Annotated in this window: 13 protein-coding genes; 6 read left to right on the top strand and 7 right to left on the bottom strand. The window is 42.9% G+C overall.

The features are described 5' to 3' along the window. Positions 1 to 365: 365 nt before the first annotated feature. From Cabys_RS11650 to Cabys_RS11625, 6 genes are all read right to left on the bottom strand, one after another. The gene (locus tag Cabys_RS11650) at positions 366 to 2,126 is read right to left on the bottom strand and encodes an IS1182 family transposase (RefSeq protein WP_006930678.1); all 1,761 of its coding nucleotides are present in this window, start codon (positions 2,124 to 2,126) and stop codon (positions 366 to 368) included. Between the two features lie 501 nt (positions 2,127 to 2,627). Further along, positions 2,628 to 3,107, bottom strand: a complete 480-nt coding sequence (locus tag Cabys_RS11645; RefSeq protein WP_044281401.1) for an IS110 family transposase — start codon at positions 3,105 to 3,107, stop codon at positions 2,628 to 2,630. A 29-nt stretch (positions 3,108 to 3,136) separates the two neighbouring features. Next, positions 3,137 to 4,933, bottom strand: coding sequence for an IS1634 family transposase (locus Cabys_RS11640; protein WP_006930677.1), 1,797 nt, complete (start codon positions 4,931 to 4,933; stop codon positions 3,137 to 3,139). A gap of 60 nt (positions 4,934 to 4,993) precedes the next feature. Continuing rightward, entirely contained in the window at positions 4,994 to 5,905 is a 912-nt protein-coding gene (locus Cabys_RS11635) for an IS110 family transposase (RefSeq protein ID WP_071961285.1), read from the bottom strand. A gap of 613 nt (positions 5,906 to 6,518) precedes the next feature. After that, on the bottom strand, positions 6,519 to 7,331 hold the full coding sequence (locus tag Cabys_RS11630) for a phosphatase PAP2 family protein (RefSeq protein WP_006930676.1): 813 nt from the start codon (positions 7,329 to 7,331) through the stop codon (positions 6,519 to 6,521). Positions 7,332 to 7,338: 7 nt separating this feature from the next. Next, complete coding sequence (locus tag Cabys_RS11625; protein ID WP_006930675.1) at positions 7,339 to 8,667, bottom strand: MATE family efflux transporter; 1,329 nt, start codon at positions 8,665 to 8,667, stop codon at positions 7,339 to 7,341. A 202-nt stretch (positions 8,668 to 8,869) separates the two neighbouring features. Between Cabys_RS11625 and Cabys_RS11620 the strand changes: the two genes are divergently transcribed. Then, positions 8,870 to 11,029 (top strand): protein-disulfide reductase DsbD family protein, encoded by a 2,160-nt coding sequence (locus tag Cabys_RS11620; protein WP_006930674.1) that lies wholly within the window; start codon positions 8,870 to 8,872, stop codon positions 11,027 to 11,029. A 54-nt stretch (positions 11,030 to 11,083) separates the two neighbouring features. Beyond that, a complete protein-coding gene (locus tag Cabys_RS11615) occupies positions 11,084 to 11,692 on the top strand; it encodes a thioredoxin family protein (RefSeq protein WP_006930672.1) in 609 nt (202 codons plus the stop codon). A gap of 138 nt (positions 11,693 to 11,830) precedes the next feature. Here the strand turns inward: Cabys_RS11615 and Cabys_RS11610 are convergent, their stop codons facing one another. Beyond that, positions 11,831 to 12,727: a hypothetical protein gene (locus Cabys_RS11610; RefSeq protein ID WP_006930671.1), complete on the bottom strand. Its 897-nt coding sequence runs from the start codon at positions 12,725 to 12,727 to the stop codon at positions 11,831 to 11,833. A gap of 113 nt (positions 12,728 to 12,840) precedes the next feature. On the opposite strand from Cabys_RS11610, the gene Cabys_RS11605 reads away from it, so the two are divergent. The 4 genes from Cabys_RS11605 (at position 12,841) to Cabys_RS11590 (ending at position 16,652) form a co-directional block, all read left to right on the top strand. Further along, positions 12,841 to 13,743 carry a lysophospholipid acyltransferase family protein gene (locus tag Cabys_RS11605; RefSeq protein WP_006930670.1) on the top strand — a complete coding sequence of 301 codons (903 nt, stop codon included), beginning with the start codon at positions 12,841 to 12,843 and terminating at the stop codon, positions 13,741 to 13,743. Positions 13,744 to 13,775: 32 nt separating this feature from the next. Then, positions 13,776 to 14,951: an L-threonylcarbamoyladenylate synthase gene (locus tag Cabys_RS11600; protein WP_006930669.1), complete on the top strand. Its 1,176-nt coding sequence runs from the start codon at positions 13,776 to 13,778 to the stop codon at positions 14,949 to 14,951. A gap of 14 nt (positions 14,952 to 14,965) precedes the next feature. Next, the gene (locus tag Cabys_RS11595) at positions 14,966 to 15,910 is read left to right on the top strand and encodes a glycosyltransferase family protein (RefSeq protein WP_006930668.1); all 945 of its coding nucleotides are present in this window, start codon (positions 14,966 to 14,968) and stop codon (positions 15,908 to 15,910) included. A 292-nt stretch (positions 15,911 to 16,202) separates the two neighbouring features. Beyond that, positions 16,203 to 16,652: a ribosome maturation factor RimP gene (locus Cabys_RS11590; RefSeq protein ID WP_006930666.1), complete on the top strand. Its 450-nt coding sequence runs from the start codon at positions 16,203 to 16,205 to the stop codon at positions 16,650 to 16,652. The last annotated feature ends 6 nt before the right edge of the window (positions 16,653 to 16,658 follow it).

The raw sequence follows: 16,658 nt of genomic DNA, 5'->3' as shown, positions 1-16,658 counted from the left end.
AAGTCACAAAGGGTGCAAAGAATGTTTTAAAATAAAAATTTGTCCATTGCAGCGATAATTTTTGGCGTTGTCGGTGGGTAATTTTTTCCAACAGTGTTTGGGATTTGTGGCACGGGGGAAGGCGTTCTGAATGGAAGGAAAGAGCCTGTTTATGAAGAATGGTGATCCAATGTACATTGCGCAAACCGTTGAAACGGTTTCGCTATAATCATTTCGAGGGTGTCTCAAAAGTGACATCAAATATATATATATGCAAAAAATAGAGAAAAGTTTACAATAGCCCTCACCCCCTTCCCCCCTGATTTATTATAGTCAAATATTTTAATAATAAAGGGGCTGTCCCAAAAGTCGATGAAAGTAAATTTTTATACAAAACATATTTTGGCGTTGAAGAGACAAGATGAATATTTAACAACTATTTTTTCCTTAATTTCTATAAAAAATCGCTCTAACGTTTCTAATATGGTATTTTTTAGGCCTAAATTTTGACTCTGGCTTGCACGGTGTAAATTAAAAAAGATGTTAGCGCTATATTTATACATCTCGTTAACTAAACCAAACTCTTTCATCTGATTAAACATCTTTTTTAAATTATACGCCACTGCTATTATACCAAATTCTGTTTTTACTTTATCTAATCCTCTTAATAAAAAGCCCCTTATTCCAAGATTATGCTTTATTTGTCCAAAAATTGTTTCTATCTCCGAACCTCGTTTGCTGATTAATTTTCTTCCTTCTTCCGTATTCAATCGAGAACGAACCTGCTTTTTATAATCATTAAGCATGACATTTACTCTAACAACACGTGCAGTCTGGCCCTTGTAGCACTTCTCTTTCAATGCACAGCCTTCACAACTCTCACTACGGTAAATACGATGCTTTACTTTAAATCCCGTCGACGTAACACTTTCCTGTTCTCCAACATATTCTAAATACCGACCGGCAGGACATTCATAGCGATCTAATTCAGGATCATACCGCATGTTATCTATCAAAAAAGGATTCTCTTTGTATGACTTCTTTTGCTCTTTGTAATAACTACTGTATTTGATATAAGCTTCTACACCTTCTGATTCCAAATATGCATAATTCTCCTCACTTCCATAGCCTGCATCGCCTATTACTCGATTTGGTTGCCTACCATAACAACGCTTGTATGACTCCATAAAGGGCTTTAATAATACGCTATCATTCGCGTTCTGATTTATCGTATAATTCACTATAAATTGATTCTCACTTCCTACCTGAACATTATAACTCGGAAGCAAATCCGTATTATTATGATGATCCCGCTTCTTACTCATAAAGGTAGCATCCGGGTCCGTCTGGCTATAGCTATTCCTACCATTTAGAAGCTTTCGTTGTTTTTCATATTTACGTTGGCGCGGTAAATAATCCTTCTCTATTTTATTTTTTGCTCTCTTTAATTCCTTATTGTCCGGTTCCTTTTTTAACCGCTCATTCAATATATCTACTATTTGTTCAATCTGATGAGAGCTTAAATTAACATCCTCTCCTAATTCTCCTAAATCTTTATTACCGTATAAACGATTCTCTAAATCATTCTCGTTATCTATCTTCTTTAGTAATTCCTTTAGCTTCTCTTGAAGTACTCTCTGGTAACGGTCTACATTCTTCTTCCAGACGGCCTTGTATTTATTCGCATTCGCCTGAAATTTGCTCCCGTCTATAAAAAGATCATTTAATTCGATATAGCCCAACTCCAATAATTGCTCAACTACATAGGTGAATACTTCCTCTATTTTTCCCTTCAATCGTGATGAACGAAAACGATTTATCGTCCTAAAATCCGGACGACTGTTCCCTGATAACCACATGAAATGAATATTCTCTCTTAAGGCCTTAGCTATCTGGCGCGAAGTAAATATCTTCTGCGTATAGGCATAAATGACTACTTTTAATAGCATCCGCGGATGATACGCGGCCCGACCGCCTCCTTTGTATTCTTTAATTAAAAAATCAATATCCATCTTATCTATGATGGCATTGATAAACCGAACCATATGATTGGGTTCTATGAGCTCATCTAATGAAGGCGGAAGAATAGTAAGTTGGTTTTGATCGGTGGTTTTAAATGGGATTTTTCGACAACTTTTTGGCTTCATGGTTTTTATTTTAAATTTAATATTTTCAAGTTATTAATGCAAGTTATTTTATGTGCTAAAGACAATAAATAGAACCAATTTAAATCTTGTTTTTATTCATGTTTTTTTGTTGAAATCTTTTACCTTTTCCATAATTTCGTATCACATTTACCAATAAAATTATATTTAAAAACCTGCATATTTATACATCTTGATTTACTTTTGGGACAGCCCCTGTAGAGGGTGTGGATATGTGGATAACTCATTTTTTACACACCTAACTCCTTTCTTTTTAATATGTTAATTATTGTGGATAACTTTTTCGCCTATTTTTTGAGATATTTTACCTTGTTCTACCCTGATATTCGAGAGTCTGTATTTTAACAGCTCTTATCTTACTTAATCGGAACTAAGGTAAATATGACGGGAAGCCTTTTTTTGCTCTCTTACCGAAGGTCATACTATCTGTATGCCTTTATGGGGGGGCCGAAGGTCTTCCCGCCATATCTCAAATTGTTGCTTTTAGGCTGCTTTATTTGATTTTTTATAGCCTTCTATGTAGAAACTATCATCTCTTACTAATGCAAAAATAATGGCTAATATCTTTCTGGATAACGCCGTTAAAGCCTTGGCGCTGGCCATCCCTTTCTCCTTATGTACCTGATAAACTTCTTGTAAGATACCTCTACTTGCATTGATGGCTATATAAAAAAGAGCTTTTCTTAATAAACTCCGACCGCGTTTGCTTATGTGATGTTTACCTTTATGTTGGCCAGAACTGACTTCATACAGGTTTAATCCCGCTATCTTCTCTAACTCACGATAACTTTTATATCTGCGGATATCTCCTAACTCTCCTATTAAAATGGCTGCGATTATGGGTCCTATCCCTTTTATGGATAATATGTTCCTGCTGTATGGCACTTCTTTTAAATAATTCTCTATCTCATCCTTTAGCCCATCTTGAACACTAAAACGATTTAAGTTATTTAAAAACAACATGTCGTTCTTTTTTATTACCACTACAATATTTAAATTCTTATCTTTTTCATACCTAATGGCTTGGGCTTGATCTTAAATGCCTGCGCCATTAAATAATGGATCGCTTCCGGCTCGGTCGTATCTCTTATGACTAATAAATCTCCTTTCTGCGTTTTCATCTCAACGCTTACGCGCTGCTGTACGGAAAGTAATTCACGAATGGTTGACCAGCGATGATAAACGCCGGCATCATGTAATTGTTTTTGAAGACTTATCAATACATGAAAGGCTAAAATCGAAATGAAAATATGCCCCTCAATGCGCTTATCCTTCTGGTGAAAATTAGGCCTTAAGCCTAACTCACTCTTCAACGAGCGAAATCCATCCTCCACATCCGTTAAACTGATGTAGAGTTGCCAGATCTGGCGATCTGTTAAATCCAGACGACTCGTCCGCAAATAATATGTGCCGGAAAATCGATCATCCATCTTTTGCTCGTCTTTTATCTTCCAGCTGATCTCTGTTACGATACCATTATGGTGCTCAACCGTAATATCATAAAAATAGGCCACCTTTGCATGACGTTCCTTTATGCGGCCAATGCGTTCTAAAACCTTGGAATATTTCTTGGTGCCTCGTTTCTTGTGTAAACTTTCCGCCGCATACTTCAACTCCGCCTCAAAGCGCTGCTGATGAAATTGTCGAATGGCTTCCTCTTTCTTTTGCCTTGAGGCGCTGCGACAGTATAAATAAAGCTCCTTATCCTTACGGTAAAGATAGGCTTCCACTTTATGGGGTTGATCGTGATTAATCTGCTTAAAAGCATTTTCTTCGATCTCAATTTCCGGTTTACTGCGTGAGACAACCAGATAGTCGTGTCCACGCTTTGTGATCAGTTGCAAGTTCTCTTCTGTGGCAATCCCGGCATCTAAAATAATCAATTTCCTGACTTTGCCGCCTATCGTATCCAGAATTTTAGACAAAGTCTCTGGTTCGGAAACATTGCCAGAGAAAAGACGACTCTCCTTGGGGAATCCATCCTCATCCAATACCAGGCCTAAAGTCACCAGGGGCATATCGTAACGCTTGTCTTTACTGCGTCCGCGAGCCTTGAGCTCGCTGGTACGGCTGCTCTCAAAATATGTATTGGTTAAATCGTACAGGATGATCTTTTCCTGCAAAGAAAATAACAGTCGTTCTTGCTCTACCAAACCATTTTCGATTTTGTCCTTATGTTCTAATAATTGATCCGTAATTCGATAAAGTTTATTGTGAGAAAGTCTTGAAAGGTCTAACTCTAAAAGCTCATCGATGGCGCTTTGCTTTTTGACCCAGCGTAAGGTCGCCCATTCGCTTGAGGGGTGCACCAGGCGCCCAACGATCAACAGTTCGGCCAGTTTAATATCCTTCTCCTTAAAGCCCAGCTTTTTTAAAAGTTCATTGAACTTAAGCTTTCTTAACATCATCAAACTGATGTATTCGCCTCCTATACTGCGAGCATCTCTGAATTTGACAGAGCCCGTAAAAATGGTCTCGGTTTCCTGTGGGCTTTCTTTTTTTTCTACCTTTTCTTGTTTTAGTTTGTTTTGAATTAAAAGCGAGGCATAGCGCTGGGCTAATTGTTCAATTTGCTCATCCACTTCGATCAGTGAAGTTTGTCCGCTTATGATCTCTTCGATGCGATTGGCAAGTGTTTTCCATTGGTCTTTAGGAATGGTAAGCTTGCCCAGGTTGAGCAATTTTCTTTGTCTTGGGCCTTTTTCAGTACGATAGGATTCGACCAATTGATGGTAAACGAAGGTTTTATCGTACCCTTTATTCTTTTTTGTGACTTCTTTAATAAACATGTTCAAATATAATCATATCAGTCAATTAAGTCAAGGGGGAAACCAATATAGTATGGGGCACTACAACGACATCTCGAAAACTCGATCCAAAAAAACCAATAACTTACAAAAACCGAAGGTGGAAATTTGGTGATTTGGGCTTAAATTTTGTTCAAGATGGGTTAGTGACTTTTGATAAGATTCTAAACGATCTATCTGATCAAGATGTATCTTGATCTCCATTACAATGGACCGGGTTCCTTCTTTGATGCCTCCGCTCATCTTAGCAGCTTCATATAAAGCAAGGGCCTTTTCTTCACCTAATCGGTTTTTACTTACTGACTTTATTAGCTCTGTTAGCTTTGTTAAGCCTAAATCCAATATGAATTGAGGTAAAGTATAATGAGCCAAAAGATAACGTGAAGTCTTTGTAGTTAAATCTCTCATGACCTGAGAGAATTCCGGAAATATCTTAAATAACTGTCCCTCAATTCGATTATAACTCCTTCGTAGATCTTCAAGTATTTTCTCTCTTAAATGAACCAATTCGCGTAATTCCGCAAAAATTCCCTCTGGGATGATTACTGTTAAATATTTGTTTAATTCTATTATATCTGCTATGACCTTTGGGTCTTTTTTATCTGTCTTATTGGGACTATTGTCCGTTAATTCTTTCAGGCGCTTGGTATGCATCGGATTTATTTGTACAATCTCATAGCCCCTTCGATGTAGATAATGAATGAGCGCAAGCCCATAGCTGCCAGTGGATTCCAGGCCAAATAAACAATTCTTAAGACCGGTCTTTGCTCTGAAGCTTTCTACTTTTTTTAAAAAATATTCGAATCCTTTACCTGTGTTAAAAAACTTAAACACTTCTAACTCCTGACCATCTTTTGTACGTGCATAACCGTAATTAAATTTTTTGCCTATATCCACTGTAACTAATAAGGTTTCTTCGTTGAATTTTCTCTCTTTTTTGTTTATTTTCCCCATGACTATGCTCCTTTCTTTTTTTTTAAATCAGCTTACAATTTAAGGAGTATAGTCTTTTCTTTCATCCTTTTGTTGACAACTATAATATAGTAAGCTCTCCCGAAGTCGGGAGAGGGGGAATTAAAGGGGGTGAGGGAAAGAAAAACTTTATAAAAATACATTGTCTTTGACTTTTGGGACAGCCCCTTTAAATTAGCCAATCGACTAATAAACTCTTACACTTATTTCATCACCAACGTTGGCGATCATTTGCCGGAGTAGCCCTCACCTCCACGTTCCTCTTCTCTCAGCATAAAAGTCCGGGGGAGGGGGACGCGTTGCCGCTGGCCACTTTCTTCCAGCAACATCCTGAATTTACGGCATGGGGAATAAGCATTCCGAATGAAAGGTACGCGGTTATTTACGAAGGATGTTAGCCCGCTGTTCATTGGCGTAAACCGTTGAAACGGTTTCGCTTTTTGGCCCCAACGAGGCGATCGGGCGGTTACGTTCTGCCGTTTACCCACCGTTGAAACGGCGGGCCATTATCATTTCCGCCCTGCGGGATTTTCAAATCAAACATTCCACCATTCACCCAGTCACCTCTAACAATTTTTCTGTACTTTCCGTGAACTCACCTGATTCTAAACGAAAAGGCCAGCCCCGCCAATGAGTATTTTCCCGTCTTAAAAAAAGGAGAAATGTTCAATGAAGATTTCGCTTCCCCTTTTTTTGGGTAATTCAAAACAAAGCGGCCCACAGACCAGCCGATCAATCCGCCGGCCACCACATCGCTCAGCCAGTGTTTATCGTGGTACATTCTGGCTCCGGCCACCAAGGCTGCGCTGGAATACCAGAAGCCCTTCCACCACATCGACTCCATCGAGCCGGCCATCACGGTCGAAAATGCAAAGCTCAGTGCGGCATGGCCGGAAGGGAAAGACCGCCAGCCTTCCGCAAAAGAAAATGGGCGAAAGGTAAAGGCGCCGTAATTCTGGTGGGGGCGACCTCGCCCGAACATCTCTTTTAAGGTAATGACGATCAAGCCGCTGTAGAACATGGCCTGTCCGCTCTTTAAACCGCTCTGCCGGATGGCGGAATTGCCGCTAAAAAGACCGTAAGCGTACAACACAAACGCCGCCGGAAACAGGACGTTCTTTTCGCCGTGAATCCAGTCTATATTAAAAATCCGGTCGTTGGTTTCCGTTTGATGGTTCCTGAAAAAATCAATCACCGCCTCATCTGTCACGGTCAGAGCCAATATGCCCAGCGTAAGCCCGACCTTTCCGGCGGTTGGCGTAACCATTTCGCCGGCCAGTTTCTTGCCAATGGTTAACGAGTGATAAAAATCTTCTTTGAACACGCTTAAATGGCCTTGCTGCGCGCTGGCCTGACCGGCCAATGCCAGCCACACACTTACGATTAGAACAAAAAATTTTCGCTTCATAAACGAGTCACCTAAAAATGGTTTTTATATGAATCTTTAAATGTTTTGGACTCAAATACGTCAGAGTGACGGTTCGAAAAATCATTAACGAAAGCAAGGCGGCCCACATTCCATGATTGCCAAACACAGGCGTTAAAAGATAGTGTAGCGGTAAATAAACGCCAAATATGGCCAGCAGCATGGCATTGCGCAGCGCCCTGGTGGCGGTGGCTCCGATGTAAATGCCGTCCCAGATGTAGCAAAAACTGTTTAAAAAAGGCGCGACGATTGTCCAGGGCATAAATTGGGCAATCGTATTCAAAACAGCCCGATTGCTGGTGAACAGCGCCGCAATTTGCCGATCAAAAAACCCGTAAACGATAGAGATCAAAAGCCCCAACCCGCTGCCTAAAATAAAGATTTGTTTAATCAGACGCGCTAAATTTTTTCGGTCATTTGCGCCTAAAAATTTGCCGACCAGGCTCTCTGCCGCAAAGGCAAAGCCATCGATCCCATAAGCAAAGATCATCCACAGTTGAATTAAGACGCTGTTGGCAGCCAGCGGAATATCGCCCAGTTTGGCCGACTGAGCGGTAAAAAAGGAAAAGGCAAACAACAGGCTTAAGGTTCTGATGAAAAGATTGAAATTAACTTTGAAAAAACGCGTTAATTCCAGCCACTCAACAATATCCTTAAACGAGGGGATGGAAACGTATGGTTTGTAATGGCGAATCAAAAAGAAAAAAGAGAGGAAAACGCCTGCGTACTGGGCCAGCAGAGTGCCCAGCGCCACGCCGTCGGAAGTCATTTTCAGTTGCAAGACAAAAATAAGGTTAAAAACGATGTTCAAAAAATTGATGGTCACGGTAATAATCAAAGGCAGGCGGGCGTTTTGCATGCCCAAAAACCAGCCGTGAACAGCGTAAAGGGCCAGTGTGGCCGGCGCAGCGTAAATGCGAATTCTAAAGTAGATGTTGGCAAATTTTTCCACTTCTGGCGAAGCGTCGATCAAATAAAATGCAAAGTAGGCGATTAAATCCTGAGTTACAATAAGCAAGATGCCGGCGCCCAGCGCAAAAAACAGGGCGCGCCAGAGCTGCAGGCGCATGTCGGCATGATCCTGCTTGCCGTACGCCTGGGCGGTGAGACCGGTGGTACCCATGCGCAAAAAGCCAAATCCCCAGTAAACAAAATTGAAAATCATGCTGCCAATGGCCACCGCGCCAATGTAAATGGGCGAGGGCAGATGGCCCACCAGCGCCGTATCTACCGAAGAGAGCAGCGGCACAGAAAGGTTGCTGAGAATATTGGGAACGGCCAGATTAAATATTTGACGATTTAGTCTTTTGTCGAACATCCTTTCTCCAAAAATTTAAGGACAAAGATATTCAAAAAGGCCATTAAATAAAAAAAAATGTCACGAAAAGGTCAAATGGAACATCAAACTTTCTTTTAGATTAAAGAAAAATATCATTGTTTGGAAAAGAAACCATAAATTTTTAAATTGGAAAGATCGGAAAAAGAGTATTAAATCCAGAATAAAATCAGGAGAGTATTTTATGGCGCTTACTTTTTATCGTAATACCTTCGGGGCTAAACGTCTGTTCGTTTTGGCAGCCGTAATCGGCTTTTTAATTTTAAGCATGGGGCGCTTAGCCCTGGCACAATCACTTTTTGATCAACCAAAACATGTACAGGCGCAGGTCTATTCCGAAGCGGCGTGGGCAACTCCCGGCGAAACCATCTGGCTGGCCATTGAGCTGACCGCGGATGAAGAATGGCATTTTTACTACAAAAATTACGGAGAGACCGGTAAGCCCACCGAGTTCTTTTTCGATGCGCCCGAAGGCGTTCAGATCGGTCCCGTTCAGTGGCCCTATCCGGAAGTGATTTCCGAAGAGGACATTACAACTTTTGGGTATAAGGGAACACAATATTTTCTGGTGCCGGTAACGCTCAAACCCACCGTTCCGGCCGGCAAGTCTATTACCATTAAAATTAACGTGGACTGGCTGGAATGCAAAGAAGTATGTATTCCCGGGAGCGAAGAACTGCAAATCACCCTTCCGGTTAAAAACGAACCGCCTGAAGTCAACGAAAAATACACGCAACTATTTGCCGATGCGCGTTTTAAAATTCCCCATCCTTTAACAGACTGGCAGATGAGCGCCAGCGGCGACGAGCAGTTCTACAAAATACAATTAACCCCGCCCGAGTGGTTTAAAAACGACATCCAATCCATGTACTTCATTCCTTATGACGATGGAATCATTCAATATGAAGCAAAGCAAGAATTTAAAAAGAAAGGCGACAGTTATTTAATTGTTTTAAAGAGATCGCAGCAAACGGAGAGCCTGGTTGACACTCTGAAAGGCGTTATTCTTGCCGAACCCGGCTGGCGCGGTCAGGATTCGGAAAAGGGCGTCGAAGTGGCGGTGCCGGTTAGCGAGCATCTGGCGCCGCTGGCTTCTTCGGGCATTAATAGTATCTGGCTGGCCATCCTTTTTTCTTTTCTGGGCGGAATGATCCTCAATTTGATGCCCTGTGTTTTACCGGTGCTTTCCATTAAAATCATGCGTTTTATTCATCAGGCACAGGATGAACACACCAAACCCTGGCAGCATGGTCTGGTATTTACCGCCGGCGTACTGACGGCGTTCTGGGCGCTGGCCATTGCCCTGCTAATTTTAAAAGCCGGCGGCGAACAACTGGGCTGGGGATTTCAACTGCAGTCGCCCGCCTTTTTAATCATTTTGAGCGTATTCATGTTTTTATTGGGCCTAAGCATGTTCGGCGTTTTTGAAATTGGCACCTCGTTAACGGCGGTCGGCGGCAAAACGCCGGAGAAGAGCGGATTTTTCGGTTCGTTTATGGACGGCATTATTGCCACCGTGGTGGCCACGCCCTGTACCGCGCCGTTTATGGGCGGGGCGCTGGGCTTTGCGCTTACGCAACCGGCTTATGTCTCTTTATTGATTTTTACCTTTCTGGGGCTGGGCATGGCTTTCCCTTTTGCTTTGGTTACTTCCATTCCGGCTCTGCTCAAATACGTCCCCAAGCCAGGCCGCTGGATGGAATCCTTAAAGCAGTTCATGGGCTTTTTACTGGTGGCCACGGTGATCTGGTTGTTGTGGGTGCTCAGTCAGCAGGTCGGTTCTCTGGTTGTTATTCTGGTGCTTTTTAATTTGCTCTTTGCTTCCATCGCCGCCTGGGTGTACGGCCGCTGGGGAAACCTGGCCATGAAGGAAAGAACTCGCTACCTGGCCTGGGCCATTGCGCTGATCCTTCTGGTTCTGAGCAACGGTTATGTGCTGGCCAATTACCATAAATACGCGGCAACGCCCGATGCCATGTCTGCCTCAAAGGATGGCATTCAGTGGCAACCGTATTCCGATGAACGGCTTAATCAATTGTTAGCCGAAGGAAAACCGGTTTTTATCGATTTTACCGCATCGTGGTGCCTCTCCTGTCAGGTGAACGAAAAAGTCGCCTTCTCTTCTGAAGAAGTTCAGAATAAATTTAAGGAGCTTGGCGTGGTTGCGCTTAAAGCGGACTGGACCAGCCGCGATCCGGAAATTACACGTGCCTTAAGCCGTTTTGGGCGGCAGAGCGTGCCGCTTTATCTGTTGTACTCCGGAAAAGCAGGTCAAAAACCACAAATTTTGCCGGAAGTGCTTACGCCGGGAATAGTTCTGGACGCTTTGGAGTCTTTATATTAAAAGAAATAATTTTAAAGGTATTAAACAAGATCAATTAAAATGAGGAGATTTCCCATGCGTCTGATGTCCGGTGTGTTAACGTTTATTTTATTGGCCTTTGTGTTTACTCAGGCCGGAGAGATTAAGCTGGGCGCCCCTGCCCCGGATTTTACTTTAAAAGATGCAGAGGGCAAGGCTCACCAGCTCTCTGATTATCGGGGGAAGATTGTGGTGCTGGAGTGGGTAAACTACGGCTGCCCCTTTGTTAAAAAATTTTACAATAGCGGCACGATGCAGGCGCTTCAGAAAAAATACACGGAAAAGGGCGTTGTCTGGATTTCGATTTGTTCTTCTGCGCCAGGCAAGCAGGGACATTATGCTCCGGAGAAGATCAGAGAATTAAAAAAGGAAAAAGGGGCCTTTTACACGGCTTATTTGATCGACGAAGAGGGAACCGTGGGCCGGTTGTATGGCGCTAAAACCACGCCGCACATGTTTATCATTGATCCGGACGGCAACCTCGTTTATGCCGGCGCCATCGACGACCAACCTTCTTCTAAACAGAGTTCACTGAAAAACGCCCGGAATTACCTGTCCGAAACACTGGACAAAATGCTGCAGAACCAGCCCGTTAAACCGTTTATGACCAAACCTTACGGTTGCTCGGTGAAATATAAAAAGTAAGAGACCTATTGCGAAATAGGCTGACTTAAAAATAAAGCGCATAATGGGCGCAAAAGGGGAGAAATTTCAGGAAAACCTTTTGCGCCTTTTTTTGTTGCATGGCCAAAATGAGCCGTTAAAAGCCAGAGTTTACAAAGATTAAAATCGATGGGGGTAAAAATATAGAACGGTGTAATTCCTGTCGGCCATTTCACTGACGGTAAAATAGCCATCCATCTGTGCGGAAAAGCAGATGGCCTCGCCCTGCGGTTCCGGCACATAATTTAAAAAGGCGGGAAACTTTTCCATTGCCTGCGAAAGAGTTTGCTCCCTGCTCCTTTTCCAATAAAAGATTTGTTCATAATTTTTAAGTACAATGTGGCGGCCGTCTGGTGAAATGTCGCCGGCGGTGATTTGCGTAACGGGAAGTTTCAACAAAAAGTTAGCCGTTAAAATTTGATCGGTTTTTTGCGGATAGGGCAGTACGTAAACGCCAACCTGATTCTCCCGCTTGCTAACGATGTACAAATCACCGTTCCATGGATCAGACATCAAAGTCTCGGCATCCCGTGAACCGTCTGGAAAGCGAAATCGGATGGCATCATAATCGGCAATTTTTACAAGCGGGTTGTCTCCCAGGGCGCTTAAATCGGGTTCTATTAAACGATAAATGGTTTTTACATCGCGTCGAGCGCGGTTGTCGCCAATATCGGCAATGTAAATATAATCAAGCCCAGCCCGGGGGCCTTTGCCCAGCGTAATATCCTCCCAGTCTGTAGCTTTTGTGTTTTGCAATTCAACGGTCAGGCGCAATTCGCCGGCGCTGTTGATGGCGAAAATCCGTGCTTTGTCTCCGCTGTCGTTATGAATCCAGAAGATATCTTTATTCCGCTTACTGGCAACAATGCCGGAAATTTCGTTTAACTGTGGTAAACTTATTTTTGCCTTTTTAAGGGGCGAATTGCTTGCCGGTTTGTCAGAAGCAACACTCTTGCGATCCACCTGGCAGGCGTTCAAAGCCAGCGTCACCAATAAAACAGCAACCAAAATGCGCATAGTAGGTCCTTAATTTTTTTCGTGAAATGTAAATAATATCTGGATTAATTTCCACTATCCCCGCAAAAAAGTTCAATTTGCCTGTTATAAATCATTTTAATAATTTCAAACGCATGAAAACGATTGAATACATAAGCGTAAAGCTACTCTTTTTTATTTTTAGCAGAATATCGCTGAAAAGCGGTAAAAGATTTGCCGGCTTGTTAACCATACTGGTAGAAAAAGTGATTCGCTACCGGCGGGACGTTATTTTATCGAACCTGCATCTGGTTTATGGCGAACAATTACCCAGGCCAGAAAAGCAATTTCTGCACGACATCTACAAAAATTTTATTTACTTATGGATGGAGTTTTTGCAGATCAATCATTTTACGCCCCGAACGCTGGATGAATTAATGCGCTTTAAAAATCCCGAAGTATTGGCGCAGCTTAAAAGGGAAAACAAAGGCGTTTTGTTCGTATCGGGACATTTCGGAAATTTTGAGTGGCTGGGGCAGGCCATGGTCATTCAGGGCTGGCCGATCTGGGCCATTGCCAAAAAACAAAGCAATCAAAAAGTTGATCAATTCATAACGCAGATTCGCAGCAGGTTCGGTATGAAAATCGTGTACACAAAAAAAGCCATGCAGGTTTGCGAAAGGGCCTTAAAGCAAAAAGAGGCCGTGGCCATCGCATTTGATCAAGATGCCCGTAAACGCGGCGTTTTTGTCAATTTTTTAGGTCAGCCCTCTTCAACGGCCGTGGGCACGGCGGTATTGCACCTTAGAACCGGCGCCGATATTGTTTTATTAATTGCATTGCGCAAAGATTATGCTAAATTTGATGTGTACGCAAAAAAGATCGAACTGCCGGTAAAAACCGGCAATTTACAGGATGATGTGACGGCCATTACGCAAAAAGTTAGCTCCGAGTTTGAAAAATGGGTGCGAGAATATCCGGAGCAGTGGTTCTGGATGCATCGCCGCTGGAAAACCCGGCCGGCGTCCGTTTCTTCATCTTCGCAGGGCGTTAATTAATGTTGTTTAATTTATAAAAAGATTGAATATTGATGGAATATTATAAAATCAATCCACAAAAACCCGATTTAAAGATTATTAAGCGAACGATTGAGGTGCTGAAAAACGGCGGCGTTATTGTTTATCCTACAAACACCTTATACGGGCTGGGCGTGGACGCTTTTAATTTTAAGGCTCTGGAACGCCTGTTTGTCGTAAAGCACCGCTCGCCCAATCAACCGATTTCGCTAATGGTGGCCTCGCTCGATCAACTGGAGCAGTTGTTCGCCGTGATGGAGCCGCGCGAAAAGCAGATATTGCAGAAAATTTTACCGGGCAAATTTACGGTGATTTTGAGGAGTAAGTTTAAAAAGAACCTCGCGCATTTTGCCTCGGGGCCGCAGGCCGACAAGGTGGGGTTTCGCGTTGCGGAGCTTCCTTTTAATCAAAAATTGTTGTTAAAATTCGGTAATCCGATCACTTCTACCAGCGCCAATATTTCTGGCAAACCCAATGCGGCAACCGTGCAGGAGATCATCGCTCAATTTGGCGATCGATTGGATCTGATTTTAGACGCCGGACCGGCGCCGGATTTAAAAGGCTCTACCATTATCGATATGACCAAAAGGCCGTATTTGATTTTACGGGAGGGCAGCGTTAAAAAAAGTAAAGTGGAAAAGATTTTTGCTCCCGAAAAGGTACTAAAACGTAAAACGAAGTTTGTCATTACCTTTGTTTGTACCGGGAATATCTGCCGATCGCCCATGGCTGCCGGTATTTTGAAAGAATTTATTACTAAAACCAAATTCAAAAACGTGGTCAAAATTCAATCGGCCGGAACTTTAAGTCTGACCGTCGGTCCTGCCCATCCCTCCGCCGTTTTGACCGCCAAAAAACATGGTATAAATATCTCAGGGCATAAAGCGCAAGCGATTAGCGCCCGGATTATGAAAGAAAGCGATCTGGTGATTGCCCTGGCCATGAATCATTACGAATTTTTGAGAACGCATTTCCCGGAACACAGCGAAAAGATCATTCTGTTGAAGAGCTGGCGCAGGCCGTCGCCCATCGTCAATCCTTCTGTTCCCGACCCCATCGGCCATGAGCAGGAATTTTTTGATCAGGTGTTCAATGAAATAAAAAGCGAGATTAAAAGAATCAGCCCTTTTATTTTTAAGGAAATTAAAAACTTTATTGAGTACAATGATCTGCGGATCAATGATAATTAATACGGGAGTTGTGAGTGAAAATAAGCGGTTTTAGTTTTGTCCGCAATGGACAAAAATTGTACTATCCTGTGGTCGAATCCATTAAATCCATCTTACCCATTGTCGATGAGTTTGTGGTGGCGGTTGGGCAGGGCGATCCCGACGATCACACGCGTGAGGCCATTGAAGCGATTGGCGATCCGAAAATTAAAATTATTGATACGGTCTGGGAAGAAAAATACTTTAACAGGGGCGTTATCAACGCCATTCAAACTGATATTGCTAAAAATGCGTGCAGCGGAGACTGGCTGTTTTATCTGCAGGCCGATGAAGTGGTGCACGAAAAGTACCTGCCGGTCATTCAAAAACGCTGCGAACAATTGCTGGACGATCTGCGCGTGGAAGGTCTGCTTTTTCGTTATAAGCATTTCTGGGGCGATTACGATCATTATCACATCAGTCATGGCTGGTATCCCTACGAAATTCGCATCATTCGCAACGATCCGCACATCCATTCCTGGCAAAGCGCTCAATCTTTCCGCTATTTTGAATACTACGATAACCCACGGCAGGAAAAAGGACATCGCAAATTGCGCGTGGCGAAAGTAGATGCCGAAATTTACCACTATGGCTGGGTAAGGCCTCCGCATCTGATGCAGAACAAATCGCGGGCCTTAAACAGCGTACACTGGGGTAAAAAGCGTGCAGAAGCCTATTACGCCAGCGCCCCGCGAGAATTTGATTACGGCCCTTTAAAATTGCTGGGCGTGTTTAAAGAATCGCATCCGGCGGTTATGAAAGAACGCATTGCACAGATGGACTGGAAGCATAAACTCCAATACAGCGGCAAACCGAATAAGCACCGGGCGCCCCACAAACACGAAAGTTTGAAATACCGCATCATCACGTTTTTAGAACGCAAGATTTTTAAAAGGCCGATTGGCGGATTCCGGAATTATGTGCTGCTAAAAGACGTTTGAAGCCATAGATCGAAGGGGATGATGGTCACCCTGTAAAAAGGGATATGGTCATGGCCGGCAGCGTTTAATTCTACTCGTAATCCATCAAACTTGCAAAGGCGCGTTGGGCGGAACAAAAACGATTTATCCTTAGTAATACTGATAATTGAAGATACGGAAATCTATTACCGCAAATTCTGTCTTTTTAGTGTTTAATATTTGCAAAAGCGAATAATTATATTTAAATTAGCAATTTGCTTGACGGTAAAAAGTGGGTCCTGGAGCCCACTTTTTTGTTATGTGGAGTGTGGGAATGGAATTGAAAGAAAAATTAATAGAAATAATCCAGCCCATTTGTGAGGGCGAAGGCTTTTATCTGCTCGAGTTAAAAATCAGCGGGTCGGTGCGCAATCCGGTGGTACAGATTTTCGCCGACAACGAGCAGGGCATTACGCTGAACGATTGCGTTCTGCTTTCGCGCAAAATTCAGGATGAGCTGGATTTCAGAGATGATTTGCCTGCCACCTACCGCCTGGATGTTTCTTCGCCCGGTGTGGATCATCCGTTGAAGTTTGACTGGGAGTTTAAGAAAAATCTCGGGCGAACGCTGGTTGTGAAACATCGGCTTGAAGATAGGCTGTGGCGGGAGGTGGGGAAGTTGATCGATTTTTCCGCCGGGCAAATTGTGCTGGAAACCAAACATGGAATTAAAGAGATAAAGAGAGAAAATATTGAACAGGCAAAAGTTAAATTACAATGGTAAAATTCG

This window comes from Caldithrix abyssi DSM 13497, from assembly GCF_001886815.1.
Lineage (GTDB): Bacteria > Calditrichota > Calditrichia > Calditrichales > Calditrichaceae > Caldithrix > Caldithrix abyssi.
Note: the sequence above shows the minus strand (reverse complement) of the source record. Positions and strands in the feature narration are given on the sequence as shown.

Bases quoted from the DNA above. Each gene is read 5' to 3' on its own strand.
- Cabys_RS11635 (WP_071961285.1), bottom strand. From the start codon at position 5,905: ATGGGGAAAATAAACAAAAAAGAGAGAAAATTCAACGAAGAAACCTTA.
- Cabys_RS11615 (WP_006930672.1), top strand. From the start codon at position 11,084: ATGCGTCTGATGTCCGGTGTGTTAACGTTTATTTTATTGGCCTTTGTG.
- Cabys_RS11650 (WP_006930678.1), bottom strand. From the start codon at position 2,126: ATGAAGCCAAAAAGTTGTCGAAAAATCCCATTTAAAACCACCGATCAA.
- Cabys_RS11620 (WP_006930674.1), top strand. From the start codon at position 8,870: ATGGCGCTTACTTTTTATCGTAATACCTTCGGGGCTAAACGTCTGTTC.
- Cabys_RS11645 (WP_044281401.1), bottom strand. From the start codon at position 3,107: ATGTTGTTTTTAAATAACTTAAATCGTTTTAGTGTTCAAGATGGGCTA.
- Cabys_RS11605 (WP_006930670.1), top strand. From the start codon at position 12,841: ATGAAAACGATTGAATACATAAGCGTAAAGCTACTCTTTTTTATTTTT.
- Cabys_RS11610 (WP_006930671.1), bottom strand. From the start codon at position 12,727: ATGCGCATTTTGGTTGCTGTTTTATTGGTGACGCTGGCTTTGAACGCC.
- Cabys_RS11590 (WP_006930666.1), top strand. From the start codon at position 16,203: ATGGAATTGAAAGAAAAATTAATAGAAATAATCCAGCCCATTTGTGAG.
- Cabys_RS11640 (WP_006930677.1), bottom strand. From the start codon at position 4,933: ATGTTTATTAAAGAAGTCACAAAAAAGAATAAAGGGTACGATAAAACC.
- Cabys_RS11625 (WP_006930675.1), bottom strand. From the start codon at position 8,667: ATGTTCGACAAAAGACTAAATCGTCAAATATTTAATCTGGCCGTTCCC.
- Cabys_RS11600 (WP_006930669.1), top strand. From the start codon at position 13,776: ATGGAATATTATAAAATCAATCCACAAAAACCCGATTTAAAGATTATT.
- Cabys_RS11630 (WP_006930676.1), bottom strand. From the start codon at position 7,331: ATGAAGCGAAAATTTTTTGTTCTAATCGTAAGTGTGTGGCTGGCATTG.